This window comes from Opitutaceae bacterium TAV5 (assembly GCA_000242935.3).
In the GTDB taxonomy this organism is placed as follows: Bacteria; Verrucomicrobiota; Verrucomicrobiia; order Opitutales; family Opitutaceae; genus Geminisphaera.
On record CP007053.1, the window covers coordinates 3,350,323 to 3,374,565 of the forward strand.

General features: G+C 63.5%; 18 protein-coding genes. 4 read left to right on the top strand and 14 right to left on the bottom strand.

Annotated features, from left to right (window positions below; all coding sequences use genetic code 11):
* Positions 1-132: 132 nt before the first annotated feature.
* From OPIT5_14435 to OPIT5_14485, 11 genes are all read right to left on the bottom strand, one after another.
* Positions 133-627 carry an acetyl-CoA carboxylase gene (locus OPIT5_14435; GenBank protein AHF91233.1) on the bottom strand — a complete coding sequence of 165 codons (495 nt, stop codon included), beginning with the start codon at positions 625-627 and terminating at the stop codon, positions 133-135.
* Positions 628-694: 67 nt separating this feature from the next.
* Complete coding sequence (locus OPIT5_14440) at positions 695-2,197, bottom strand: acetyl-CoA carboxylase (protein AHF91234.1); 1,503 nt, start codon at positions 2,195-2,197, stop codon at positions 695-697.
* Positions 2,198-2,220: 23 nt separating this feature from the next.
* Positions 2,221-3,756, bottom strand: a complete 1,536-nt coding sequence (locus OPIT5_14445) for a methylmalonyl-CoA carboxyltransferase (GenBank protein ID AHF91235.1) — start codon at positions 3,754-3,756, stop codon at positions 2,221-2,223.
* A 292-nt stretch (positions 3,757-4,048) separates the two neighbouring features.
* Positions 4,049-5,704, bottom strand: coding sequence for a sodium:phosphate symporter (locus OPIT5_14450; GenBank protein AHF91236.1), 1,656 nt, complete (start codon positions 5,702-5,704; stop codon positions 4,049-4,051).
* 184 nt (positions 5,705-5,888) lie between these two features.
* On the bottom strand, positions 5,889-6,584 hold the full coding sequence (locus OPIT5_14455; GenBank protein AHF94395.1) for a hypothetical protein: 696 nt from the start codon (positions 6,582-6,584) through the stop codon (positions 5,889-5,891).
* A 60-nt stretch (positions 6,585-6,644) separates the two neighbouring features.
* Positions 6,645-8,303, bottom strand: a complete 1,659-nt coding sequence (locus tag OPIT5_14460) for a hypothetical protein (protein ID AHF94396.1) — start codon at positions 8,301-8,303, stop codon at positions 6,645-6,647.
* A gap of 53 nt (positions 8,304-8,356) precedes the next feature.
* Positions 8,357-10,915 (bottom strand): hypothetical protein, encoded by a 2,559-nt coding sequence (locus tag OPIT5_14465; GenBank protein ID AHF94397.1) that lies wholly within the window; start codon positions 10,913-10,915, stop codon positions 8,357-8,359.
* Between the two features lie 41 nt (positions 10,916-10,956).
* Entirely contained in the window at positions 10,957-11,652 is a 696-nt protein-coding gene (locus OPIT5_14470) for a hypothetical protein (protein ID AHF91237.1), read from the bottom strand.
* Positions 11,653-11,772: 120 nt separating this feature from the next.
* Positions 11,773-12,609, bottom strand: coding sequence for a hypothetical protein (locus OPIT5_14475; protein ID AHF91238.1), 837 nt, complete (start codon positions 12,607-12,609; stop codon positions 11,773-11,775).
* Positions 12,610-12,655: 46 nt separating this feature from the next.
* Entirely contained in the window at positions 12,656-13,444 is a 789-nt protein-coding gene (locus OPIT5_14480) for a hypothetical protein (protein AHF94398.1), read from the bottom strand.
* Positions 13,445-13,478: 34 nt separating this feature from the next.
* Positions 13,479-15,071, bottom strand: a complete 1,593-nt coding sequence (locus tag OPIT5_14485) for a hypothetical protein (GenBank protein ID AHF91239.1) — start codon at positions 15,069-15,071, stop codon at positions 13,479-13,481.
* A gap of 299 nt (positions 15,072-15,370) precedes the next feature.
* Here OPIT5_14485 and OPIT5_14490 point away from each other — a divergent pair, with 299 nt between their 5' ends.
* The gene (locus tag OPIT5_14490; GenBank protein AHF91240.1) at positions 15,371-16,513 is read left to right on the top strand and encodes a LacI family transcriptional regulator; all 1,143 of its coding nucleotides are present in this window, start codon (positions 15,371-15,373) and stop codon (positions 16,511-16,513) included.
* 170 nt (positions 16,514-16,683) lie between these two features.
* Here OPIT5_14490 and OPIT5_14495 read toward each other — a convergent pair whose 3' ends face one another.
* Positions 16,684-17,640, bottom strand: a complete 957-nt coding sequence (locus OPIT5_14495; GenBank protein ID AHF91241.1) for a glycerophosphoryl diester phosphodiesterase — start codon at positions 17,638-17,640, stop codon at positions 16,684-16,686.
* A gap of 64 nt (positions 17,641-17,704) precedes the next feature.
* Entirely contained in the window at positions 17,705-18,373 is a 669-nt protein-coding gene (locus OPIT5_14500) for an N-terminal cleavage protein (protein AHF91242.1), read from the bottom strand.
* A gap of 60 nt (positions 18,374-18,433) precedes the next feature.
* On the opposite strand from OPIT5_14500, the gene OPIT5_14505 reads away from it, so the two are divergent.
* The 3 genes from OPIT5_14505 to OPIT5_14515 all read left to right on the top strand — a co-directional run bounded on the left by OPIT5_14505 (position 18,434) and on the right by OPIT5_14515 (position 23,294).
* Complete coding sequence (locus OPIT5_14505) at positions 18,434-19,612, top strand: LacI family transcriptional regulator (protein AHF91243.1); 1,179 nt, start codon at positions 18,434-18,436, stop codon at positions 19,610-19,612.
* Positions 19,613-19,701: 89 nt separating this feature from the next.
* Positions 19,702-21,198: an autotransporter gene (locus OPIT5_14510; protein AHF91244.1), complete on the top strand. Its 1,497-nt coding sequence runs from the start codon at positions 19,702-19,704 to the stop codon at positions 21,196-21,198.
* A gap of 197 nt (positions 21,199-21,395) precedes the next feature.
* Positions 21,396-23,294, top strand: coding sequence for a heparinase (locus OPIT5_14515; protein ID AHF91245.1), 1,899 nt, complete (start codon positions 21,396-21,398; stop codon positions 23,292-23,294).
* A 96-nt stretch (positions 23,295-23,390) separates the two neighbouring features.
* Here OPIT5_14515 and OPIT5_14520 read toward each other — a convergent pair whose 3' ends face one another.
* A complete protein-coding gene (locus tag OPIT5_14520) occupies positions 23,391-24,209 on the bottom strand; it encodes an endonuclease (protein AHF91246.1) in 819 nt (272 codons plus the stop codon).
* Positions 24,210-24,243 lie beyond the last annotated feature (34 nt).

Here is a 24,243-nt window from a genome sequence, read left to right on the forward strand (position 1 = left end):
GATGCAACGTGATGTCAGCCCGGGCGCAAAACATGACGATGCGGTGCGTCAGGTCGCCGGGGAGGGCGTCGAAGAGCCGCCTTCCACACTCACGGACCGGGAAGCCCGTGCCCCTTTTTGCGTTCCGGCCGCTCAACTCAGGATCAGCATCAGCGAGTTTTTTTCGATCTGCTGGTCCTTGGCCACGCGCACGCTGCTCACCGTGCCGGCGCGCGGGGCCATGAATTCGTTGTGCATCTTCATCGACTCGAGCACGACGAGCGTCTGCCCCTTTTCCACCGTCTGGCCCTCCTTGACGAGGACGTCCACGATCACGCCCGGCATCGGCGCGCGCAGGGACACTTCGCCCGTTTGCGAACCGGCCGGGCCGCGCAGGCCCGCGAGGCGGTGGGTGCGCTCGTCCACGATGCGCACGTCGTGGGTTTCCCCGCGCACCTGCACGCGGTAACAGTCCTCCATCGGCTGGAGGCGCAGGGCGTAGGAACGGCCGTTGACCAGCAGGCTGAAAAGCGTGCCGTCGAGCGAGGTTTGCAGGTCGGCGGTCACAGGCTCGCCATCGACCAGCAGCCTGTCGCCGTCGATCTTGATGTTGAGGGTCTGGTCTCCGACGGTGGCGATGTATTTCATGGGGAGCGGGATTTCGGGATCCGGGTGATATGGGTGGTGAAGGGCGACGGCAGCGGGAAGGGGAGGATCAGAGGGTCCGTTGCAAGGCGGCGCTGCGGCCCGACTCGCGCCAGGCCGAGGCCGTCGCGGCGCCGGGCGGCACGATGGCGTGGCGGATGCGCTGGTGCGCGACGAGCGCGGCGGCGAGCGCGGCCATGCGCATGAGCTCGGGCGTCCGCTTCTCCTTCGCGAGAAAGTTCTGTTCGAGAAACTTGGTGTGAACGCGACCCTCCTTGAATTCCGGCGTATCCATCATCTGGATGGAAAACGGAATCGTGGTCGGCACGCCGGTGATGTTGAACTCCTCCAGCGCGCGCCGCGTGCGGATGATGGCTTCCTCGCGCGTCTCGTCCCACACGACGAGCTTGCCGAGCATCGAGTCGTAATACGGCGTCACTTCCGAACCGGGCGAGACACCCATGTCGAGACGCACGCCGGGGCCGGTGGGCGTTTCGAGGCCGATGATGAGGCCGGTGGAAGGCAGAAAATTCATGTGCGGATCCTCGGCCACGATGCGGCACTCGATGCAGTGGCCTTTCAGCCGCACTTGCTCCTGGGTATGGAGCAGGGGTTCGCCCGAGGCGACGCGCAGCATTTCCTTCACGATGTCGATGCCGGTCACGCGCTCGCTCACGGTGTGCTCGACCTGGAGGCGCGTGTTCATTTCGAGGAAGAAAAATTCGCGCGTGTCGTTATCGACCACGAACTCGACCGTGCCGGCGCTGTAATAGCCGACGGCGCGGGCGGCGGCCACGGCGGCCGCGCCCATTTTCCGGCGCAGCGGCTCGTCGAGGAGCGGCGAGGGAGACTCCTCGATCAGCTTCTGGTGGCGGCGCTGGATCGAGCAGTCACGCTCGCCGAGGTGGATGATGTTGCCGTGCCGGTCGCCGAGGATCTGGATCTCGATGTGGCGGGCGTTGCGCACGAGGCGCTCGAGGTAAACGCGGTCGTCGCCGAAGGCTGCGGCGGCCTCGCGGCGGGCGACGCGTATCGATTCGGCGAGGACGCCCTGGCTCTCGACGATGCGCATGCCCTTGCCGCCGCCTCCGGCGGCGGCTTTCACCAGCAGCGGAAATCCGATGTCCGGCGCGGCGGCGATGAGCTCCTGGTCGGACATGCGGGCCACCTTGCCGATGCCGGGCACGAGCGGCAGGCCGGCCTCGGCCGCGGTGGTGCGCGCCGTGAGTTTGTCGCCCATGAGCCGGATCGCCGACGGGGACGGGCCGATCCAGGCGATGCCGGCGTCGATGAATTGCGTGGCGGCCTCCTCGTTCTCGGCGATAAAGCCGTAGCCGGGATGGACGGCGTCGCAGCCTGATTTTTTGGCGATGTCGATGAGTTTGTCGACGCGCAGGTAGCTCTCGACGGCGGGCGCCGGGCCGAGGAGATACGCCTCGTCGGCCATGCGCACGTGCGGCGCCATGCGGTCGGCTTCGGAGTAAACGGCGACGGAGGCGCAGCCGAATTCGCGGCAGGCGCGGATGATGCGCACGGCGATTTCTCCGCGGTTGGCGATCAGGACTTTTTTGATGCGGGGCACGGCGGGTTCCTCCTTCACAGCGGTATGTTTCCGTGTTTCCTGGGCGGGTTTTTCTCGCGCTTGTTCTTGAGCATTTCGAGGGCGTTGATGAGGCGGATGCGCGTCTGGCCCGGCTCGATCACGTCGTCGAGATAACCGTAGCCGGCGGCGACGTAGGGATTGGCGAATTTCTCGCGGTAGTCGGCCACGAGTGCGGCGCGCAACGCGTCGGGATCGGCGGCCTCGGCGAGTTCCTTGCGGTGGAGAACGTTGATCGCGCCTTCGGGGCCCATGACGGCGATCTCGGCGGTGGGCCAGGCGAGGTTGATATCGCCGCGCAGGTGTTTGCTGCTCATCACGTCGTAGGCGCCGCCGTAGGCCTTGCGCGTGATGACGGTGACTTTCGGCACCGTGGCTTCGGCGTAGGCGTAGAGGAGTTTCGAGCCGTGGCGGATGATGCCGTTGTGCTCCTGGCCCACGCCGGGCAGGAAGCCGGGCACGTCGACGAAAGTGACGACGGGGATGTTGAAGCAGTCGCAGAAGCGCACGAAGCGGGCGGCCTTGGTGGAGGCGTTGATGTCGAGGCAGCCGGCGAGAACCTGCGGCTGGTTGGCCACGACGCCGACGCTGCGGCCGTTGAGGCGCGCGAAGCCGACGATGATGTTGCGCGCAAAGAGTTCCTGCACCTCGAAAAAACTCCCCGTGTCCACGACGGTGCGGAGGACTTCGTACATGTCGTAGGGTTTGTTGGGATTTTCCGGGATGATGACGTCCAGCGCGTGGGCGACGCGCAGCGGATCGTCGTCGGTGGGGCGGATGGGGGCGTCCTCGAGGTTGTTGGAGGGAAGGTAGTCGAGCAGCGCGCGGACGAGGTCGATCGCGTGCACCTCGTTTTCGGCGGCGAAGTGGGCGACGCCGCTGGTCTCGTTGTGGGTGAGCGCCCCGCCGAGTTCCTCGGCGGAGACCTGCTCGTGCGTGACGGAGCGCACGACGTCGGGGCCGGTGACGAACATGTGGCTGGTTTTCTGCGTCATGACGGTGAAGTCCGTCATGGCGGGCGAATACACGGCGCCGCCGGCGCAGGGGCCGAGGATGCACGAGATCTGGGGGACGACGCCGCTGCTCAGCACGTTTCTCAAAAAAATGTCCGCGTAGCCGGCGAGCGCGGTGACGCCTTCCTGGATGCGCGCCCCTCCGGAGTCGTTGAGGCCGATGACGGGCGCGCCGTTCTTGAGCGCGAGGTCCATGATCTTCATGATCTTCACGGCGTGGCCCTGGCCGAGGCTGCCGCCGAACACGGTGAAATCCTGCGAGAATACGTAAACGGGGCGCTGGTTGACGGTGCCGTATCCGGTGATGACACCGTCGCCGAGCAGGCCGTCTTCGCCGCGTTTCACGAATACGTCGATCTCGCGGAACGATCCTTCGTCGAGGAGCAGGTCGATGCGTTCCTGGGCGGTGTGTTTGCCTTTTGCTTTCTGGGCCTTGATGCGTTCTTCGCCGCCGCCTTTGCGCGCTTCGATGCGGAGCTGGCGGAGCCGGGCTGTTTGCGGGTTCAGGGGAGAATTCATGATCAGGGAGAGGAGGACGGGTTTGCCCGAGAGGGCGGGGGTTGGAGGGCGAGGGTGGGCCTGACGGGGAAACTGGCCGGGTGGGGCCCGGTGTCAATTTGCCGCCTTCATGTAATAGAATTCCTAATGGAATGGATTCGGCGGACTGAAATCCGGTACGTGCCCCGGTCATGTCCGGCGTGCCGCGCTCCGCCGGGTTTCACGAAAATTCCTGCGCCAGCCGCCGCCGTCGCGCCGGGCAGGCGAGACGGGAGTTTGGCCCGGGCGATCCACGGATTCGCCGGACGGGCGGCTATCCGGATGTCCGGGAACGATTCTGTTGCGGGTGCGCCAGCCCCCAGGCGACGCCGGTGAGGTGGCTGTTGATGCGGCGGAAGCCGTTCACGTAATCGAGGAAGTACGTGTTTGTCGCGACGCCGGCATCGCTGCCGGCGCCCGCGGGCGCACCGGTCGAGGGCAAGGATTGCAGGCGTTCGTAGCAGGCTTGCTGGAGTTGGCGGCAGTGTTCGTTAAACGTGTGTTTGCCGGCGATGAAGGCATCGGCGAGTTCGTCGCCATCGAGCGAGAACAGGCTGACCGCGCCGTCGAAGCGTTGCAGGAGTTTGCCGTACACGTTTTCCAGGTCGCGCCATTCGTCGGCGGAGAGCCGGGCGGCTTCGAGGCGCTGCTTGATGACGAGATCGCAGAGGTGTTTGTCGAGCAGGTCGCCGACGGCCTCCATCTCCACGGCGAAGTTCATCAGGGCCACCTGCCAGCGGGTGTCGCGCGGGCTTTTCTCGCCGCCGATGTGGCTGAGGTAGTCGATGAGCTCGCGATTGTACCAGTCGACCTTGTCGTCCTCCTTCTGTATCCGTTTTGCCAGTTCAACGTCGCCGTTGCGGCAGGCCTGCCAGAAGCCGGTGAGCTGGGCGCGGACGCGGTCGGCCATGCGGAGCGTTTCGCGGGTGGCGCGGGCGAGCGCGACGGAAGGAGTGTCGAGCGCCTTGGGATCGAGATGGCTGGCTTCGCCGCCACCGGTGAGGGTGGCATCGGGCGCAGGCACGATGAGCGCGGCCAGGCGCATGACGGGCGTGAGGAACGGGAGCGCGAGCAGGCCGACCGCCACATTGAAGAGCGTGTGATACATGACGATCCGGTGCGTCAGGTCACCGGGGAGGGCGTCGAAGAGCCGGGTCGCCACGGAGGGCGCCAGCAGCAGGGGAAGGGCGAGGGCGAGTTTGGCGAGGAGGTTGCCCACGCCGAGCCGGCGCGCATCGGTCGTACCCCAGCCGACGACGAGCGAACTGACGCCGACGCCGACATTGGTGCCGAGCACCCAGGGCACGAGTTCGGGAGCACCGAGCAGGCCGGAGGCGCACAGGCCGAGACCGAGGCCGACCGTGGCGGTGGAGCTTTGCAGGATGACGGCGAGCGCGGCCGTGCCGCCGAAGATCATCCAGGTGTGGCCGTGCAACAGGGCGAAGGCCTCGCGGGCATCCTGCGATTTCGCGATCGTTTCGGCGCCGTCGCCGATCATGGCGATGGCGAGAAAAATGAAGCCGAGCGCGAGCAGGCACTGGCCGGCGCCGCGCAGGGCCTCGCGGCGGGTATACGCGAAGGCGGCCATGCCGAGGGCGATGAGCAGGCCGGCGTAGTCCTGGATGCGGACAGCCATGAACTGCACGAGCACGGTCATGCCGACATTGGCGCCGAGGAGCATGGCGAGCACGCCGCCGGGGCGAAGGCGCCCGTCGCCGAGCAGTTGCACGGCCATGATCGAGATACTGGTGGAGGAGGGGGAAACGACACCCGCCGCCGCGCCGGCGGTGAACGCTTTCCACGGGCGCGCGGTCAGGCCGGAGAGCCAGCCCACGAGGTGCCCGCCGAAGAGCCGGTCGAGACCTTTCCGGAGAAACCGGATGCCGAAGAGGATGAGGCCGATGCCGCCGAGGATCGCGATGGTGCTCAATTCGCGAGCGCCTCCCCGGGTGTGCGGTTGCGGTTAAAGTGGGCGGGCTGGACGGTGGCGGACATGGCTGGTTGTTAAAAAACGGAGGCAATCCCATAGAACCGGTTCACTCCGCGTGTCAGCATGGAAATGCACGGAAGGACAAATCCGGGAGCGGCTCGCTTATGCGCTGGTGGCCCATGCCTCATGACTGGCTGACCAGTGCCGCGGCAGCGCCAAATCGGGTGAGGTGGTCTTTGCGGTTGACGTAAAGGGCGCTCCAGGGAGCTGCTGCGGGGCCGGTGCGCCGGAGGTGTGTGGCGCCGCAGTTTACGTGGCCGATGTCTGCCGTGTATTCGGGAACGAGAGACGTCAGGAGAGCACTGAGGGATGCACCATGTCCAATGAAGGCAACGCGGGCGGGTGTAGTCGGTGATGCGACGAGTTCATTCCAGAGCGCGGTGACACGGGTGCGCACGCTGTCGGGGGGTTCAGGATACGCGGGGAACGCGGCGCGGTCACCCAGCGCCGGGTTGAGAGCCACACGGGGGCCGAAGCGGGCACGATAATCCGCGATATCCAGCCCGCGAAAACCGGAGAAGACGGGGTCGGCGAGGATTTCGCAGAATCGCCGGTCAACGTGGACCGGGATGGCGGTTGCGGGCGCTGCGCCGGTCGTTTCCGAGACATAGGGCCAAGCCGTTTGCACAGCGCGAAGAAAAGGACTGACGACAATGGCTTCGGGCATGAACTCCGAGAGGACGGTGACGAGTTCGCGGGCCTGTCGTTCGCCGAGAGGCGTGAGCGGGGGATTGGCGCGGTCGCGGATTTCGCGGAGGCCGTCGACAGGCGCGGTATTGTAGGCTTCGCCGTGGCGAACGAGCAGGAGGTCGGTAAGCATTTGGCAGTGAGCAGTGACCGGTGAGGTGGGAACAGGGAGGGGGGGGGATTGGTGAGATGGTCAGACGGACACGGGGTCGCGGTTCGGGTTCATGGTTCGCCATCCGGTGTTCATCGACGCGGCGAGGGCGACGCGGGTTTTGCGTTGCGCGATCATGTCGGTGAGCAGGCGCCAGCTTTGTGTCGCTTCGGCGGGGTCGCGGACTTCGACGAAGGCGCGGACAGCCGGGCCGGGCGTTTGGGTGAAGGCGGCAAGCAGGCCTTCGTGGTTGATCAGGGCTTCGTGGATACTGCGGATGGCGTGATGGTTTTTGAAGCGCTCCGTCGGGTGGGCGTGTACCTGGTGGATGTGTGCGGCCTGCATGCAGGCGCCGCCCGTGTGGAGCCAGTCGGCGAGGCTGAGTTCGTTGGTCACAGCACCATTGTTGCGGGCGTGGCCGGAATCGAAAATCCAGCCGATGCGGCGGGTGGCGGTTTCGGGACAGCCTTCGGCGCGGAGAGTGCTGCGAAGATAGTCGATCATGCGCAGGATGTGCTCGGGCCGGCTGGAGAGGCGGTCGGGGCGCCCGCCCTCGAAATGGCGGGCGTCGTTGTGGTGGTTTTCAATGCTGAGCTGGCGGCCGGGTCCGGCATCGAGGATGGCACGGGCGAGATTTTTGTAGATTTCCTTGATGCGGACAGCTTCGGGGGTTTCCAGGAAATCGCCCCGTCCTTCATCGGCGTAAACGAGGCGGGCGTCGATGGCGGGGAGATGGATCGTGTAGTCCTGGACGCCGGCGGCGGCGCACCAGGCGAGGTGAGAGCCGAGCTGGCCGAGCGGATCGGCGTCGGGTTGGGGGGCCGGATCGGGGAGATGATACGAGAGCCAGGTGTCGGGAATTTCGGCGCGCCAGGCGGCGAGCTTTCCGAGTTCGGCGGACAACGGCAGCGGCGACTGGCGGTGAAAAACGGCCTGCACGGCAGAGATGCGGTGGGCGCGGGCGATGTCCATGAGTTCGCCGAGGGTGGCATAGGGAGCGATGCCAGGGATGACCTTGCGGAGCCGGGAGCCGGGCGATGGTGTCCAGAGGAGCTCTTCGGGAATGCGCCGGGGGGTGATGGTGCGGTAGTCGCCGCGGATTTCAACGGTAGTAAATTCGGGGAGGCATTCGATGGTTTTGAGCGGATCGAGCCCGGCGCAGACAACCTGTCGCCAGCAGCCGGCGGTGTGTTCTTCGTGATGATGGTGATGGCCGGCGAGGATCAGTCCGGCCGGGAGATCTTGCGGGAGAGAAACGAAGGCATCGGCGGCGAGCGGTTGGTGGCAGGCGACGATCAGGGGACGGGACGTGGTTCTGTTTGCAGCAAGTGCACGGATTGAGGCGAAGAGCCGGTCGGGGTCGTTTCCGTTGACAAGAAGCAGGTCGGCGTCATCGAGGTTTTGCACGAGGGAATCGCGGACAAAATGGATGCAGCCGGGAGCGTCGCCGGGGAGAGCGAAGGGATGAGGGTCGCGGTTGCCGGGAACGCTGAAAAACCGGGAGAGCGGGAGGGCGGCGAGAAGTTCCTCGATCCAGCCGCCGGTGCCGGCATTGGCCTGGGTCTGCCAAAGGTCGCCGCCGAGGATGACGACGTCGGGCGGTTCGTGCGTGAGGGTAGCCAGAACCCAGTCCCGGACGAGGCGGTTGAGGGCGCCGAGTTCGGGTCCGGCGTGGAGATCGGAGAGGAAGGCGAGTTTCATGGAAGAGATTCTGGGAGTCCGTTTCCGGAGAGTAGGCGGTTTGGCATTGCGAATCAGCGGAAGATTCGGTGAGCGAAACCCATGTGTCTGAAATCCGCCGGTTCAAGGGGACCCCACGCGGCGCCTTCAAAACTGCCTCGGGCATCGGCGGGGCGTTCCTTCCACGGATTGCGGCCGGTCCAGCGGGTCAGATTGTCGGGGAAGGCGGTTTCGGTGACGATCCAGCAGGTTTCGCCAATCTCCATGTTGCGCACGAGAGGGAAATTGAAGGAGACCCATTGACCTCCGCTTTGGGCGGGCAGTTCAACGGTCGCCCTGGCAATGGTCTCGCCGTCGGGCCGGGCTTTGCGGAGAGCGACGGTCACGGAGCGTGACTGCGACGCCCGGTTGTTGAGGCGGAGAGCCACGGAAGAAAGGGTGCTGGAGGTGTTGCGGAAAGGCTGCGCCAGATAGCGATTGAGGGGACGATCCTGCTTGAGTTGGGTGTCCAAGCCGCTTGTGACCGCGTCCATCATGCTTGCGTTCAGGGAGAGGCGGTAGTCAATGCCGTTGTCACGTCCGACTTTCAGGGATACGGAAACGGGGGGGCTTTCGGGGGTCATTTCGAATGGCAGGGCAAAGTGATATGTTCCTGCTTTGTGGCCGGCGGGTTTCAGTTCCTGTCCCGAGGCAAAGGCGGCAAGACGGAGAACGGATGAGTCGTCCTGAAGATTGACGGCGAGGAGGCCCAGTTTCCCATCGGGGGCGCGCTCAATGGAGACGGAGAGGCGGCTGCCGTCGTCGATGCCGAGCGTCAGGGGAAGCCGGATATCCGAAGCGGGATAAATCCGCGGGCGCAGCACCAGAGTCATCGTGTGTTCGCGTGACTCGATCTCGCCGGATTCGGGGAATAGTTGTAGCGATATATCAACTACTTCGTTGCCTTTGAGTGTCAGTTCCGTGGAGGAGAGGCGGGCGGAGAGGTGGCTGTCCGGCTGTGTTTCCACGGCGATGTCGAAGGCGAGTGGTGTGTCGAGAGGGTTGCGAAAGGCGAGGGGAAGGGTGCACAGAGGGTGGCCTTTCCGGACGATGGATTGAGGGGAGCCGGGTTTGAGAAGGTCGGGGGCGGGCTGGAGGTCGTGAATGTCGCCGTCGATGTAAGCGAAGGTTTTTTCGCTCAGGGGAATCAGGGCCAGACCGTTGACGGTGTCGAGGCGGAGCGGGAGGCCGCCGGCGGCTGGCGTGAGGGTGATCTCGCGAGCGCGGGTGCGCAGGGTGAGGAGTTGCGTGGCAGAGTGCGACCAGGCGGTGGCGAAAATTTTACCGTCGGAATCCTTGATGAGGTGCACGGAGGCGTCATCCGATTCGATGACGGTGCGAATGGGGCTGGCGCCGGCGAGCCGGTTGGCGGCGATATTCATCGCGGCGAGCATGGGTTTCGGGGTGTAGTCGGTGCGCAGGAGCCCCATGGTCAGGGGAGGCTGGAGGCTGCTGGCCGTCTTCCAGTCGATGAGATCGAAGTAAAAGAGCGCGCCGGCACGCAAGCGTGCATCGAGGGCAAACCAGGTGACATACATCTGGGCAAGGGCATCGGGGGTCTTGCTGTGGAACTCGGTTCCGAATACCGGGCCGCCGAAACCGGCGGCATCGAGGTAGCCGAGCACGTCGCGCATGCGTTGTTCGAATTGCCGCGGAGTGACCGAGTAGGGGTGAAGGTCAAAGGCTCCGGTGTAGTTCAGGGCTCCGGCCTGAATAATGGCTTTTTGCCAGTCGGGGTCCATGCCTGCCGAGCCGCCGACCATGAGGCGCAGCGGAGAACGTCCGTCCGTAGCGCGGGCGGCGGTGGTCGTGGCCTCGTGCGCGGGGCGCAGGAAGTGTTCGACGTATTTGGTGGCGGTGATGCCTCCGGGGTAGCGAGAGCCGGCAATGCCAATGGGGTTGGGTTCGTTCCAGACCTGCCACCATACGGGTTTGCCGGCGTAGTCGCGGGTCAGGCGTGCGAGGAGTGTCTGCCATGCCTCTTTGCGCGGATGCGAGAGGCGTTGGCCTGCAATGGCGGGAGACCAGTCGGTATTGCCCTCAATGGCGAGGACCAGTTCGAAGCCTGCGTCGAGCTGGGGCTGGAATACGCGGGCAAAGAGAGCGTTGTCCCACTGGCCTTCGGCGGGTTCGAAGCGACGCCAGCGGAAGCGGTCGCGCAGATACCAGGCGCCGGAGGCATTCGCAGCGGCGAGCAGGCGGGGCAGGTTTTTCCCAAACGATTCTCCTCCGGACATTGTTTCGGCGAGATGGGCGTCGAGGCCGACAATGCTGCGCAGGTGCTTGCGGGGCAGCACGACCACAAAACTGCCGGCGAGATCGCCAGTCCGGCTTTCATACCATCCGGGGGGCAACGGAGTGGAGAGAGTGTGTGAGGCCGTGACGGGAAGGGGGGTGGTTTCGGTGATGAGGCGGCCGGTGACGTCGTGAATCTTGACCGAAGTGTGCGGGGGAATGGCGTCAAACCGGATGGCTTGGCCTGGAGTGAAAAGGGCAAGGCCCTGCTCGCCTCCGTCTATGGAAACCGTGGCGGCGTGGCCGTGTCGGGAAAGGAACATCACGAGGATGAGTGCTGTGCAAAGGTAGCGGGTCATTGTGCGGACAGGCAGTGGATGTGTGTGCGGTACGGGGGATGCTATTGGACGCGGGCGTAGGTGGCTTGGAAGTTGTTGAGACCGGTGTATTGGGTGCTGGCAGCGTCCAGCTCTGCGGTTTTTTTGATACGAGCGGCGCGTGCATCGCAGAAGACGACGTTCATGCCGCCCTGGTGGTAGTCAAAGAGCTTGGTGGTGGCGACAAGGTTGCCGGTCTGGTAGGTGTTGAGCGGATCGTGCCGTTCGAGGAGCAGGGCGACGCGGCTTGGAGTGGAGATGTCGCCGAGCAACATGCCGGTGTTGGCGGCGGGACGCCCCGGACCCCAGATGGTTTCGTTCCGGAATTGGTTGTCGTAGTTGACCAGCACGGCGTTGATGGAGTAGGAGCGGAGTTCGTCGGGATTGCTGGTGGTGCGGACGATGGTGTCGGCTTTGCAGCGGAGAATGGCGTTGTAGGGGGCTGAATCGATGTTTTGGCCGGTAAAGGTAGCCATCGCGACGGCATCCCAGCGGGGATTGTTGGAATTGGGCAGGCGTCCCTTGTTTCCATCGGTGTAGAGCAGGATGGACAGGCCAACCTGGCGCATGTTGCTCATACAGGCGGCGGCGTTGGCTGTCTGGCGAACTCGTCCAACGGTGGGAATGAGGATGGCGGCAAGGATGCCAATGATGGCAATGACGGTGAGAAGCTCCACAAGTGTGAAGGCGGATGCAGGGTGGTTGTGGCGGTGGGGCATAGGGTGCATGACAGGAGAGGTTTTATCCGGAAACAGACTGGTTTCTCATGGAGAGGATGCGATATGGTTTTTATGTAATCCGTTTCACGGAATTTACGTTAAATATTTATTTTAAAAATTTTATGATTCCAGATTGAGCCAGCCGTAGCGATCCGGTCGATGGGGGTGAGGCATGGAAAACTGCGGATCGGACCAGATGGTGAAGCGGGCCGGAGCGGAGGGGGTGGAGGCGCGATCCCAGCGGGCAAAGTTGGCGCGAAGCCGACCCGGCAAAGGGGGACCGGGATTTTTGTCCAGTAACGTAACAATAGATACAAGGGATCGAAAGGGGATTGCGATTTCGAGACGATAACCGGGGAGCGGGTGTTTGTCGGAAGCGAGGTCGGAAAACGCGGGCTGACGGGAGGCGACAACGCGGGCGTGAGATTCGTAGCGAAGGTTAATCCAGTCGGCGTGGCGATAGTAGTAGTCGGCGAGGGTTCCGATGGCATTGATTTCAAGACACGCGGTATCGGAAAGGCGTTCATCAGGTGCGCCGATGAAGATTTCGACACAATCGTCCCGGAAGGTCTGGTCGTCGTGCGCGGTGCGCGTGAAGATTATGTCACGATCTTCACAATCGAAGGCGATGTAAAGAAACTGTCCATCGTGGAGGAGTGAGACGCGCGTTCGGGAGGCAGAAGGCTGCGTGGGAGCGCTCCAGTAGCCGTGGAGTTCGATGTGGGTGGCACGGCTCCAGGCGGGATCGGTGCCAAGTCCGTCGAGTATTGGTGATTTGGTGGCGCGGGGCACTGTAATCTCGGGAAGCGGCGCAGCGAATCGTGGGGAGGCCGGGCCAGCGGAGGCTGGCAGCGCCGCGAGCACGGCGAGGAATATTGGGATGATTCTCCACGGGACGCGAAGGTTGAGGCGGCGGATCATGATCCTCGGCATAATCCGGGAACCGGTTGCGGGCATGTGTGCACCCTGTGGATTAACTGGAGGCATCGCGATTTGGATCGCTCTACCCTTGGCGCGATTTGCAAATCGCAAGTGAGGCGAGCAGACCGAGGGCGCCAAAAAAGAGGGCTGCGGTTCCGGGTTCGGGAATTTGCGTGACGGTGAGGTTATCGAAGCGGAAATTCATACTGGCAGTGCCTGTGCCTCCGGGCGCGTTTCCGAACAGGAGGTAGTCGGCAGTGCCGTTGTTGTAGAGCGAACTGGAAAGGGAGCGGGTGTCGTTGAGCGTTTCGTTGCCATAGGAAACAAAGGTGATGGCATCTCCCCTGACCTGAATGTTGACGGTAAAAAAGTTATCAGAACCCGTGCCTCCCGATCCCACGGTGAGAATCGAGGTCGCCACGGTGGTTTCGTTGCTGCCGTCCCACCATGTGATGGTGATTTTGTTGTCACTTCCGCTGCGGCGGAAGAAATAAGCGCCGGTAAGGCTGGCAAGATCGGTCGCGGCGGTCGCTTCGGTGCGGGGCGCAAGAATAGCGAATGGAGCGAGAGACGCCGTTGACGGGATGCGCAAGTCAACGCTGATGTCATAGTCACGGATGTCGTCCAAGCTGTAGTTCACGTAGGCGGCCAGGCTTGGGGCACTGGCCTGACTGTAGGCCATGCGTGCGGCGTTGTCGTAATAAAAAATGTAGGACGAAGTCGCGCTTGACTTCCAACTGTAACCGCCGGTTGAAGTCGTTCCCAGAGCGGCGTTGTTGGTGCCGTCAAACGTGTCGGCGTAGATGATCTGGGCGTGGAGGGCGGGAGCGGTGGCGAGCACCGCGGCGAAGGCGAGGGCGATGAATTTCATATACATGGGGCCAGGATATGGCAGGTTGTGGTTGTTATGTTTCGGTTGTTTTTGTGATTGATGGCGGTTGCGAGAAGACAGGCGGCTTCAGATTGTCGGGATGATGGCGTAGTTCCGGAGGGAGTTGGTAAACCTGACGGCCCTCTTCGAAGAGGGTGGCGGCAGGGAGGCCGCGGTAGCGTGTGAGCCTCGGGTTGATGAAGATAATCCGGCGCGTGGAGTCGTTGACGTAGTCAATTCTGTAATACGGAGTCCCGTTGGGGTATTCATCCGTTAAGGACGGCGGAAGGGAGCCGTTTTCAGGGGAATCGCCGGCGAGGGAGGCGGGGATGCCCGAAAATGCCTCGATATCGCCGCCGGGCGAGTAGGCGGCCCATCCGTGAGGGGGTATCCCGATGTCGCCAAAGCGGGGGAGCGTTGCCGGGAGAGGCGGCGCGCCGGTCCTGCGATTGACGAGGATGACAAGGCCGTTTTGCCAAGTGATTTTTATCCGGTCGCAGAAGCGGGATGGATTGAGCCCGGAGAGCAGGATGGTTTCGAGAGATTGCCAGCCTTCGGGGGTTTCATAGGTGATTTCGGAGACGGTCTGGAGGAGATAATGGCGCTGGAGGAGGCCGACGGTCATGGCTTCAGTCAGGGCTTTGTCATGGCATATCCGATTTGGAGCGTAATCGAGATAGGCGCCGTTGCCGTAAGCGAGGGTCATGGCACGGTAATCATCGGACCCGGGGCCCCAGGGAGCAGCATAGAGGGCGTTGCCACGGGCTTGTTTGTCGGTTTTGGCGTAGGGCGGAGCGAAAAAGTAACGGTAACCGAGGCCCATGCCATACATGATGGAGAGGTGGTGGAGGCGGCGGAGCTTGTGTTCGGGCGTGAAATGCCGTCGATAGCCTTCAAAGATGCCGAAGTCGCAGGAATCGACATACTCGCCGAGGAGAAACTGACTGCTGCCGGTTTCGGAGAGAAGCGGGCCGGGGACATGCTGTTTGATGCGGACGGCCTGCTCGCGGAGGGCGGCGCGGGCTCCGCGGATGGTGCCGGCAGCAGGATTCCCGGGCGTGTATTCGACGTAGGGCCAACCTTCCCCGCCGGAGGTAAGCTGGTCGGAAAAGGTGCCGGTGGTGCGCAGGATTTTCTGGATCCAGGTCTCCTGCTGGTCGATGGCGGCCAGCGCATCCTGTGGCTGGACATGCCATTTGGGTTTGCCTTTGGCATTGAGTCCGCGGCGGACGGTTTGCCGGAGGGGACCGTTTTTATTGACGTAATACTGGTAGTTGGTGCGCAAACCGGCAGGCCCCGTGTAGCGGGTGGGAACATTGTAGCCGATGAGGTCAGTGGCGACTTCCGGGCGCAGGTGGCCGGGATGGACTCCCCGGTAACGGCCGGTGAGGCTTTCGAGAGTCAGGATGACCCGGGTAGCGTGCGGCTCCGGACGGATTTCGGCAGTGAGGGTGAAGGTGTGCGTCGGAGGGCCTGCATCGGCGCGGACTTCGCAGAGGAGGCGGAGGGGATTGCCGGGCGTGGCATCGCCTGTTCGGAATACGATGGTGACGCGATAATCACCGGGCTTCAGGAATTTGCCTTTGGAGGTGAGCAGGATGGGGCCGAAGTCGTCGAGTGGAGACAAAGACGCTGACGGTGCGGGGGTTGGGAGGAGGAGTTCAACGAATGCGTGGGGCCAGGCGTCGGGCTGAATGATTACGGGAGAAGCAGGAGACGGCGCACCCGGACCTCGCGAGGTGAAAAGAGAAAGGAAAAGGGTGATGCAGAGAATGAGGCAACGCATATGCGGCGACAGAAGGGGAATCGGAGTTAATGGCGGGAGTGGTGCTGAAAATCGAAGAGTGTGTCGAAGGTGATTTAATGAAATCCGTTACATAAAATTTGTTGAATATATTGAAGTAAAAGACATTAAGATGATTTTATATGAGTAATCGAGTGACGATGAAAGACATCGCGAAACGGGCGGATGTGTCGGTGGTGACGGTATCGCGGGCGTTGAAAAACCATCCGGGGCTTCCGAAGAAAACTTGTCAGCGTATCCAGAAAATAGCGACGAAGATGGGGTATCGGCCGAATCCGATGTTGTCGGTACTGATGGCCTCGTTGCGACGGTCACGCATGGGCAAGGGAAAGAGGGCAGGCCGGAGGGACAACCCCGGGGTGGACCGGAACGGGCCGGTGATTGCGTTTCTGTTTTCGAATCCGAACCCGGAGCAGTTCGACGATCCGGGGATGCCGCTGGGCGCGATGTTCGCCGGGGCGCGGGCGCGCGGGGCGGAGCTGGGTTACAAGGTGGAGCGGTTCCGGCTGGATGAACCAGGCATGAGCGAGACGCGGATGCGGCAGTTGCTGCGGGCGCGCAGCATCCCGGGTATCATCATGGCGCCGCTGGTAGATCCGATCCCTGAGGTGGATTTCGACTGGTCGGGATTTGCGTGTTCAACCATCGGATACAGCTACACGGCCTCGGTTTTGCACCGGGTGGCCAACGACCAGTTTCTCACGATGCAACTGGCGGTAGAAAAACTGGTGGCGCGGGGTTACCGGCGGATCGGGCTGGTGATGCACCGGTTGAGCGACGAGCGCACGAATCATCGCTGGTCGGGCGGTTTTTTGTCGCTGCCATTGCTCCGCGGGAAGGAGGCCGCGCGGCGTGTGCCGGTTTTTTATTGGGAGGGCGAAACACCTGCGGAGGGACCGGCCGGTCTGGGGGACTGGATGAAGCGTCATGAACCGGATGCGGTGATCACGGTGCATCCGTATGTTCCGGAGTGGATCGAGCAGCGGGGATGGCGGGTGCCGGAGGATGTGGGTCTGGTGGATCTGGATTTGCAGGGGCGGGGACGGACACAACGCGCGCAGACGGGGCGGGAAGTGAGCGGGGTGAACCGGCGTCACGATTTGCTGGGCGCGATGGCGCTGGATCTGGTGGCGGAGCAACTGCACCTCAACGAGCAGGGCGTGCCGAACCGCCCGAAAACCGTGATGCTGGGTGGCGACTGGGAGGAAGGGGCGACGTTGCGGGCTTTATGGAAAGCTGGTTCAGGTGTGGAGGGATCGGGCTGATTTGGAGTGACGACTGTCAGCGGTTGGCGCGGCCCATGTTTGTTTTTCTCTCATACCAGGGTCCCGAATGTTTTTGATTTTACACCAAGGCCGCAAAGGACGCGAAGAAGGTAACTGGCAATCCCTTGCGCTCTTTGCGGCCTTTGTGTAAAAATCTGAAGGCTTTGGTATCAGGCAGGTTTTGTGTCCCGGAACCAGCCGAGCTCGTCCGTGGTAATACCGATGCAGCCGGCGGCTTGCACGGCACGGACGGTCTCGCGTGCGGCGGCGGGTTCGCGGGGGCAGCCCCAGGCGCGGACTTCGGGGACGACGCGGAGGGCACGGGCCACGGCATCGGACGTGGCGGCAGAAGCGAGGGGGCAGATCTGGAAAAGCCCGAGTTCTCCGGCAACGCTGAGCACGGGTTCGTCGATGGCATGGACGAGCCAGCCGAGGCGGATGCTGGCGGAGGCGGCGCGGGCGCGGCGGAGTTGTTCGAGTGAGAACGAGGTGAGCACGCTGCGGCCGAGCAGGTTTCGGGCGTCGAGGATCGCGAGGGTTTCGGCGGCGAGGCGTGGATGCGCGCCCTTGAGCTCGATGTGAAACAAAAAATCGGCGGCGTGGGTGTCGAGGAGTTGCGGGAGCGTGGCGATGCGTTCGCCGGCGAAGGCCGGGGAAAACCAGGAGCCGAAATCCAGTTCGCAAAGAGGCGTAGTGGCGCGGACATGCTGGTTTGATGGAGCGGCGGCGTCCCCGCCGCCGGACGCACGCCAGCGCGCCCAATCCTGCGGGGTTGCAGACCTGTCCGCCCGCATTGCGGGCACCCGGCCAAGTCTGGCCTTCCACTGCGCTTCAGGCCGCACCCTCCGGGTGCGCCATCTCCGCGCTGCCGCGCTTCGTGTCGTCCCGTCCGGCGGCGGGGACGCCGCCGCTCCGTAGGGCGATTCCTCGACACGTCGGTCGCCGAGACGGTAGCGGGCGAGGGTGTCATCGTGGCAGAGCACGAGGACGTTGTCGGTGGTGAGCTGGACGTCGGTCTCGATCTCGGTGGCTCCGAGTTGTTGCGCGATGCGGAACGAAGCGAGTGTGTTTTCCGGCGCACGCATTGGCGCGCCGCGGTGGGCGATGAGACGGAAGGGCATGGCCATCCGATTCACGCTTCCAGTTTTTGACCGATCGGGAAAGAAGAACCGCTGCCGGGTTATCCGGCTGTCACTGAACGGCGACGGCCTTCACGTGGGCGTCGAGATAGAGCTGGTTGCGGATATTGCCGTGGACGGGTTTGGTGACGCCGGAGTCCGCCGGTTTATCACGTTCGATCATGGCCGCGGCCGTGGAAGGGGAGACAAATTCGGTGATGCGCCTGGGGTTGTGAGCGGAGTTTTTCACGCCAAAGGGTGGCCTGGTCGTGCCATCGTGCAAAAGGTCGGAGGCATCGCTGACCATCGTGTAACATTTGCCCTCCTTGTCGGTGGTGGCCGCGAGCCATGCCGGACAGGTGAGGACGGGCATGAGGCGTTTTTCCGCCGGGTTTTCCGGGAGCGCCTGGCTGACGTAGGGGGCGATGGCATTGCCGAGCAGGGCGGTATCGTTGTTGTTGCCGCAAAAGGCGTGCATGCCGACCCATAGCGGACCGGGCAGCCGGTCCTTGTTGTCCCCGGCGTAGGCCATGATCGCCATGCCGACTTGCCGGAGATTGGAGGCGCACTGCGCCTTGCGGGCGGTTTCACGAACCTTGCCGACAGTCGGGATGATGATGGCGGCGAGAATGCCGATGATGGCGATGACCGTCAGGAGCTCGATCAGGGTGAAAGCGTGCCGGTGCGGCCGATGCCGGCAGCGGGTTTTCAGTCGATGGTAACGGGGCGATGTCGAATGCATGACGGGTACTGTGCGGAAAACGGACTCGCCCGGAAGCAGGCTTCATCTAACACTGGTTAAATGGATGCCGCCGATGCGAATATCTCCTTTTCTGACACCGGTTCCGTCGATGCCACGACACCCGGCACCCGGCGGGTTTCCCTTCGTGACCTGGCGCGGCAGGCCGGCGTATCACACGCCACCGTATCGCTCGCCTTGCGCGATCATCCGGCGGTGGCCGCCGCCACGAAGGCGCGTGTCCGTGAACTGGCGGAGCGGCTCGGTTATCAGCCCGATCCGATGTTGCGGGCGCTGGCCGAGTACCGACGCGACAAAACCGGTCCCCGCTACCGCGCGACGCTGGCATGGATCAATTTTTTCGCCGGCGAGAAATCCGTGCGCGAGCCTTTCGGTTACCGGGCCGGAGCCGAGGCGCGCGCCGCGGAGCTCGGTTACAGGCTCGATGTGTTTCCGCCCACGCGATCGCGCGAAAGCCTGAGGCAACTGGCGCGCGTGTTGCAGGCGCGCAACATCCAGGGCCTGCTTCTCGCGCCGCTGCCCGAACCAGGCGCGGTGGCCTTCGACTTCGCGCCGTTTTCCGCCGTCACCTTCGGTTTCAGCCTCACGTCACCCCGGCTCCATATCATTACCAACTACCAGGCGTATTCGAGCATGCTTGCGCTGCGTGAACTGCGCAAACGCGGGTTTCGCCGGATCGGTTTTCTGATCTCGCACGATCTCGACGAACGTTCCCGGCGCAGCTTTCTGACCGGTTTTCTGAGCGAGCAGATGACGCTCCCCGAAGCCGAGCGGGTCCCGGCGCAGGTCCATCCCGCCAAGGCGCTGCGGCGCGAGGATTTTGACGAACTGCGCCCCTGGTTTCGCCGCCACCGGCCCGACGCGCTCATCTCGCATTACGCCGAGCTGCCCGCGCTCCTTCGCGAGAACGGCGTGCGCGTGCCGGAGGATCTCGCCCTGGTGCGTCTTTCCGTGCGGACCAATCCTGACGAAAGCTACAACCGGTCCGCCGGAATCAACCAGAACGAATACGAGATTGGTCGTACCGCTGTGGATACGCTGGCCTCGATGCTTTATCACAACGAGCGGGGTGTGCCGGCCGTGCCGCGCACGATCCTCATCGACGGATTCTGGCAGGATGGAGAGACGATGATCCCGCGTGAGGCAATGCCGGCCCGGTTGCGCCCGGTGCCTGCACGGTTTCCCTCCGCAACAGGCAAAAGGCCGGTGGGGAACCGATGATCTAACCAGTGTTAGGCCGGAGATGCTTTCCGTCGCCTGCATCCGGGTGGCACGGTGTCGGGGCAATCAACAAAAAACCGACCCGCATCATGAAAACAACCCTGCCCGTTACCCGTGGCGTTCCTGTCGCCTGTTTCGCCGTAATCGCAACGCTCGCGCTCGCAGCCCCGGTGCCGTCCCTTCGCGCCGACACCCAATACTGGAACCGGACCGCCGCCGGCCTCGTCTGGGCCAACGCAAGCAACGCCAACTGGGCGGCTGCCGAGGACGGCGCAACGTATGCCACCTGGGGAGCCGGCAACGATGCCGTGATTGTCACGCCCTCCGCCGCCATCGCTTTTGGCGGCAGCTATGTGAGCGCCTCCAGCCTGGTGATCCGTAATGGCGCAACCTTTACGCACACCGGCGCGGGCAGCGGGGGGAATACCGGTCTCCGCATCACCGGTGCGAACGGCGCCAGCGGCGGCGGTGACTTTTCCCTTTCGGAAAACACGGACAGCGCCGCCTCGCTCCGCGTGTTTCTTGAATCACATGTCGCTGCGTCCACCGGTTATAACGGCACGATCACCGTCAACAGTTTCTCCAACACCAGTTCCGGCCTCTACCTCGGAGCGGATTCGAAAGACGCAGCCGCCGGAGCGGCCTTCACCGGCACCGATACCCGCACCCGCATTGTCCTCGGTGGAGGCACGCTCTTCCTGAATGGCGGACTCGCCGCCAGCGCCGCCACCATCGGTTCGCTCTCCGGTTCCGGGCGCATCGCTCTGGCCAATGTTTTCAGCGCCAACAGCGGCGTCCGTACCCTGCGCATCGAGCAGGTCACAGACTCCATCTTTGCCGGTGATATTGGCAGCCGCACGATCAGCCAGGGCAACAACAGCCTCGCACTCACCAAGGCCGGCGCCGGCAGCCTCACGATCCGCGCCGGCTCCGCCAGCGGTTATGCCGGCACGACGACCGTCGAGCAAGGCACACTCCATCTCGTCGGTGTCTTCGGCAGCGACAGCGCAGGCGGGCAGAACGTCAACCAGGGGGATTTCGTCGTAAAATCCGGCGCCACGCTCGGACTCGACGGCACTTTTAACCTGGGTGGCGCGAAGGCATTGACGATTGAGGATGGCGGCGTATTCGATGCCGGTCGGATAACGCTCGACGGGATCGGCACCACGACCAGCAAGGGGCTCGTCTTCGAGGGCAGGGCGACGATCCTTTTCACGCTCGGCTCAGGTGACACCGGCGATCTCGTCACGCTGGTCGACGCCTCGATGGTCGGGCAATCGAGCGGCGCGGCCGACAGTATCTTTTTCAACTTTACCAACGCGGGCGACGCACAGGCCGGTGTAAGCTACGACCTGATCCACTTCGGCGCCGACGCCCGTGCCGGCATTGCGCTCACCGAATACGCGCTCTCGCAGGAGAGCCTTGCCGCGGGCTGGGCCGGCACGTTCGGCTACTCGGCCGACGGCAAGACGCTGCAATTCACCGTCACCGCCGTGGGATCGACGATCCCCGAGCCAGGCGCGGCGGCGCTGCTTCTCGGCGGCGCGGCGCTCGGCCTGCTTGCCATGAGAAACCGGATACGATGATCTTCCGGGGAACTCCTGAAAAAACAGATTTTCACCACAGAGGCACACAGACACAAAGTTTCACAGAACAGAAAAAAATAACTCGTTTTTAAATTGATAGATACAAAATATAAAAAATCTCCTCTTCCGGTTTTCTCTGTGTCTTTGTGTCTCTGTGGTTAATTTTCAGGAGTCCCCTCCGCCGGATTTTCATTCGCATGAACCCGTTTCGCCTGGCGTCCCTGTTTTTCGCTCTTCTTGCGGTCTGCGCGGCCGGCGAGTCGCCCGTGCCTGAGCGCCTGCTTCTCTCCGACGCAGACCTCGCCCGTATCCGCGAGCAGGAAAAGACCGATCCGCTGATGGCTGAGTTGCTTTCGGAAATCCGCGCCGCCGCCCGGGAAAACCTGACGCTGCCGCCCAACACGTATTGGAAACCGGGTGATCGCGACATGCTCGACCAGGCGCGAGCCGCCGCGAGCCGCATCATCACCAGCGCCTTTGTGTATCGACTCGACGGTGACAGCCGTCATCGTGACGCTGCGCGGCGCGACCTGCTCAACGTGTGCGGGTTCCCCGACTGGAATCCGCGGCATTTTCTGGATGTGACCGAGATGGGTTTTGGCGTGGCGCTGGGTTATTCGTGGCTGCGGGACGATTTGTCCGGGGAAGAGGGCGCCATCATCCGGACTGCGCTCGTCAAAAACCTCCTGCGCATGGCCCCGGCGGCTTACGATCGGTCGGGGCGAGGCAGACTGAACTGGTCCGCTTTCGGTTCCTCGGCCAAGACGACGAACAACTGGAATTTTGTCTGCAATGGCGGTTTTGTCGCGGCGGCGCTGGCTTTGCGCGACGAGGAGCCCGTGCTTGCGGAAACGGTGCTGGCCGGCGCCCGCGAGTCGATTCCGGCTGCGATGGCCGGTTATGCGCCGGACGGCGCATGGCCGGAGGGCCCGACTTACTGGAGCTACGGAACGACGTTTCTGGTCAATACGCTTGCGATGCTGGAGAACACGCCGCAGGGCGACGGAGGATTGTCGCAATACCCCGGCTTCGACCGGACGCTATTTTACGGCCTGCAACTTTTCGGACCGAGCGGCGTGTCCTTCAATTTTGGTGACGGTGGCCCTGCGCGCGACCATGAGGCGGCGTTGCCGGCGCTCGTCTGGCTCGCCCGGCGCTTCGGAGTGCCGGATGCCTTGCCGGAAGTGCGGCGCCGGTTGCAGGCAAAATTGCGCGCAGCTCCGTCCGGCTACGCGCGCTCGCTGCCGCCCGGCATCGGCGGACGCGGACTGGTTTTCTGCGCGATTTTTTTCCCGGAGCAGACGGTGCCTGAGTCCGGCGGTAAAATGGAACCGGCATTATCCGTGCCGCTCGACGCGCATTTCCGGGGCGAGGCCGATTTTGTGGTGATGCGCAGTCACGCAACCGATCCGGCTGCATTGTGGGTTGCCCTGAAAGGCGGCGCCAACGGCGTGAGTCACGGACACCTCGATCTGGGCTCTTTTGTGCTCGATGCCGGAAGCGTGCGCTGGGCCGTCGATCTGGGATCGGAAAATTACGGCCTGCCGGGCTATTGGGAAATGGATGAAGGCGGGCGGCGCTGGAACTATTACCGGCTCAACAATCGCAGCCACAACACGCTGACGCCGGGCGACGCGTTGCAGTCGCCGATGGCGGTGGCGCCGGTCACACAGTTCGAAACGTCGCCGGAAGGCGGCGTCGCGGCGGTGGATCTGACGTCTGCGTATCCGGGTTTTTCAGACAGAATGGTGCGTCGGGTTTCGATGCCGGGTCGCAAGGCGGTCCTGATCGAGGACGAGGTGGAGGGGTTGCGCGCGGGCGAATCGCTCGCGTGGCGGATGCTAACGCCTGCGAGGATTACCATTTCCCCCGACGGCCGGGTGGCGACGCTCGTCCACTCCGGACGCAAGCTGCGAGTGACGCTGGCGGCTCCGGTTCCGGCCCAGGCGAAGTTTTCAGCGGAACCCGCCCGACCGCCGACAAAGGCGGAAAAACAGAATCCGGGTGTGTCGGTGCTCACGGTTGCGTTTGTTCCCGAATCGCCGGACGTGCGGCTGGCGGTGCGGTTTGATCCCGTGCCGAAATCGGGCGATTGAAGAGGGAAGAATCCGGGCCTGTCGAAGCGGGATGAGCTGCCCGGATATATCACACGTGTCCGTAGCTGCGAACGCCTTTTGTCTGGAAGATGCGGGTCAGCCCGCTCTCCGACGACGGAAGGCGAATCCGGCCAGCAGAACCAGCGACCCTGCCAGCAGGGCGACAGCTCCGGGTTCGGGGATGGGCGCGACCTCGACCTTGAGGTTGTCGAGGCCGAGACCGGCGGCAGTTGCGGGCTGGTCGCTGCCCCAGCGGAGCCAGAGATACCCGCCGGCCTGCCAGTCGAGGCCGGTGAGCGTGACGCTGACCGTCCGGCGATTGTCGTCGGCATTGCCGTTGAGTCCGCTGGCAGAGCCGGTGACCAGGCTGGTGACGTTTCCTTGCGGGTTCGTCGTATAGCCGGCGGCCGTGAGCTGGCTGCCGCTCTCCGCGGTTGCCAGATAGCTGAACGCCCATGTCGTGGGGTTTGTATTACGTCGCCACTGTTCGACATCGAAAGTGAGCGTCACGGAGTCGATGGTGGCTCCGGACGTGTTTTGAAGCTGGAGGCCGAGCCAGGCGGTGGAGGTAAACCCGTCGGCGCTGCCGGTGAAAAGTCCGAGCGCCCGGTCGGTGCCATCGGACGGGCCCCAGCTGTAAATCGTGCCGCTGGTGGCTTGGGAGCCGGAACTGGCGCGACCGCTGTTGCTGCCCCCGACGGTCGAATACCAGCCTGCCAGCGTGCTGTTGTTGGTAAAGGTGAAGGTAGTGGTGCCGCTGCCAGAATGGGTGCGAAGCGTATCGAAGTCCTGGGTGTAGGCATCCGTCCCGTTGAGAGTCGCCTGTGCATGAAGCGCAGGAGAGGCAAGCGTCAGGAGGACGGCGATTGCGGCTGTTGTCGGGATGGGCGGGAGGTGGTGCAGTTTCGTTTTCATGGTTCAGGAGAGACGGACAAAGCAGTGGCTTGCC

What these genes read in the sequence shown, in the direction of transcription:
- OPIT5_14475 (AHF91238.1), bottom strand. Translation starts at nt 12,609, where the DNA reads ATGCCCGCAACCGGTTCCCGGATTATGCCGAGGATCATGATCCGCCGC.
- OPIT5_14500 (AHF91242.1), bottom strand. Translation starts at nt 18,373, where the DNA reads ATGCATTCGACATCGCCCCGTTACCATCGACTGAAAACCCGCTGCCGG.
- OPIT5_14455 (AHF94395.1), bottom strand. Translation starts at nt 6,584, where the DNA reads ATGCTTACCGACCTCCTGCTCGTTCGCCACGGCGAAGCCTACAATACC.
- OPIT5_14490 (AHF91240.1), top strand. Translation starts at nt 15,371, where the DNA reads ATGAGTAATCGAGTGACGATGAAAGACATCGCGAAACGGGCGGATGTG.
- OPIT5_14465 (AHF94397.1), bottom strand. Translation starts at nt 10,915, where the DNA reads ATGACCCGCTACCTTTGCACAGCACTCATCCTCGTGATGTTCCTTTCC.
- OPIT5_14515 (AHF91245.1), top strand. Translation starts at nt 21,396, where the DNA reads ATGAACCCGTTTCGCCTGGCGTCCCTGTTTTTCGCTCTTCTTGCGGTC.
- OPIT5_14520 (AHF91246.1), bottom strand. Translation starts at nt 24,209, where the DNA reads ATGAAAACGAAACTGCACCACCTCCCGCCCATCCCGACAACAGCCGCA.
- OPIT5_14460 (AHF94396.1), bottom strand. Translation starts at nt 8,303, where the DNA reads ATGAAACTCGCCTTCCTCTCCGATCTCCACGCCGGACCCGAACTCGGC.
- OPIT5_14435 (AHF91233.1), bottom strand. Translation starts at nt 627, where the DNA reads ATGAAATACATCGCCACCGTCGGAGACCAGACCCTCAACATCAAGATC.
- OPIT5_14445 (AHF91235.1), bottom strand. Translation starts at nt 3,756, where the DNA reads ATGAATTCTCCCCTGAACCCGCAAACAGCCCGGCTCCGCCAGCTCCGC.
- OPIT5_14505 (AHF91243.1), top strand. Translation starts at nt 18,434, where the DNA reads ATGGATGCCGCCGATGCGAATATCTCCTTTTCTGACACCGGTTCCGTC.
- OPIT5_14510 (AHF91244.1), top strand. Translation starts at nt 19,702, where the DNA reads ATGAAAACAACCCTGCCCGTTACCCGTGGCGTTCCTGTCGCCTGTTTC.
- OPIT5_14495 (AHF91241.1), bottom strand. Translation starts at nt 17,640, where the DNA reads ATGGCCATGCCCTTCCGTCTCATCGCCCACCGCGGCGCGCCAATGCGT.
- OPIT5_14470 (AHF91237.1), bottom strand. Translation starts at nt 11,652, where the DNA reads ATGCCCCACCGCCACAACCACCCTGCATCCGCCTTCACACTTGTGGAG.
- OPIT5_14480 (AHF94398.1), bottom strand. Translation starts at nt 13,444, where the DNA reads ATGAAATTCATCGCCCTCGCCTTCGCCGCGGTGCTCGCCACCGCTCCC.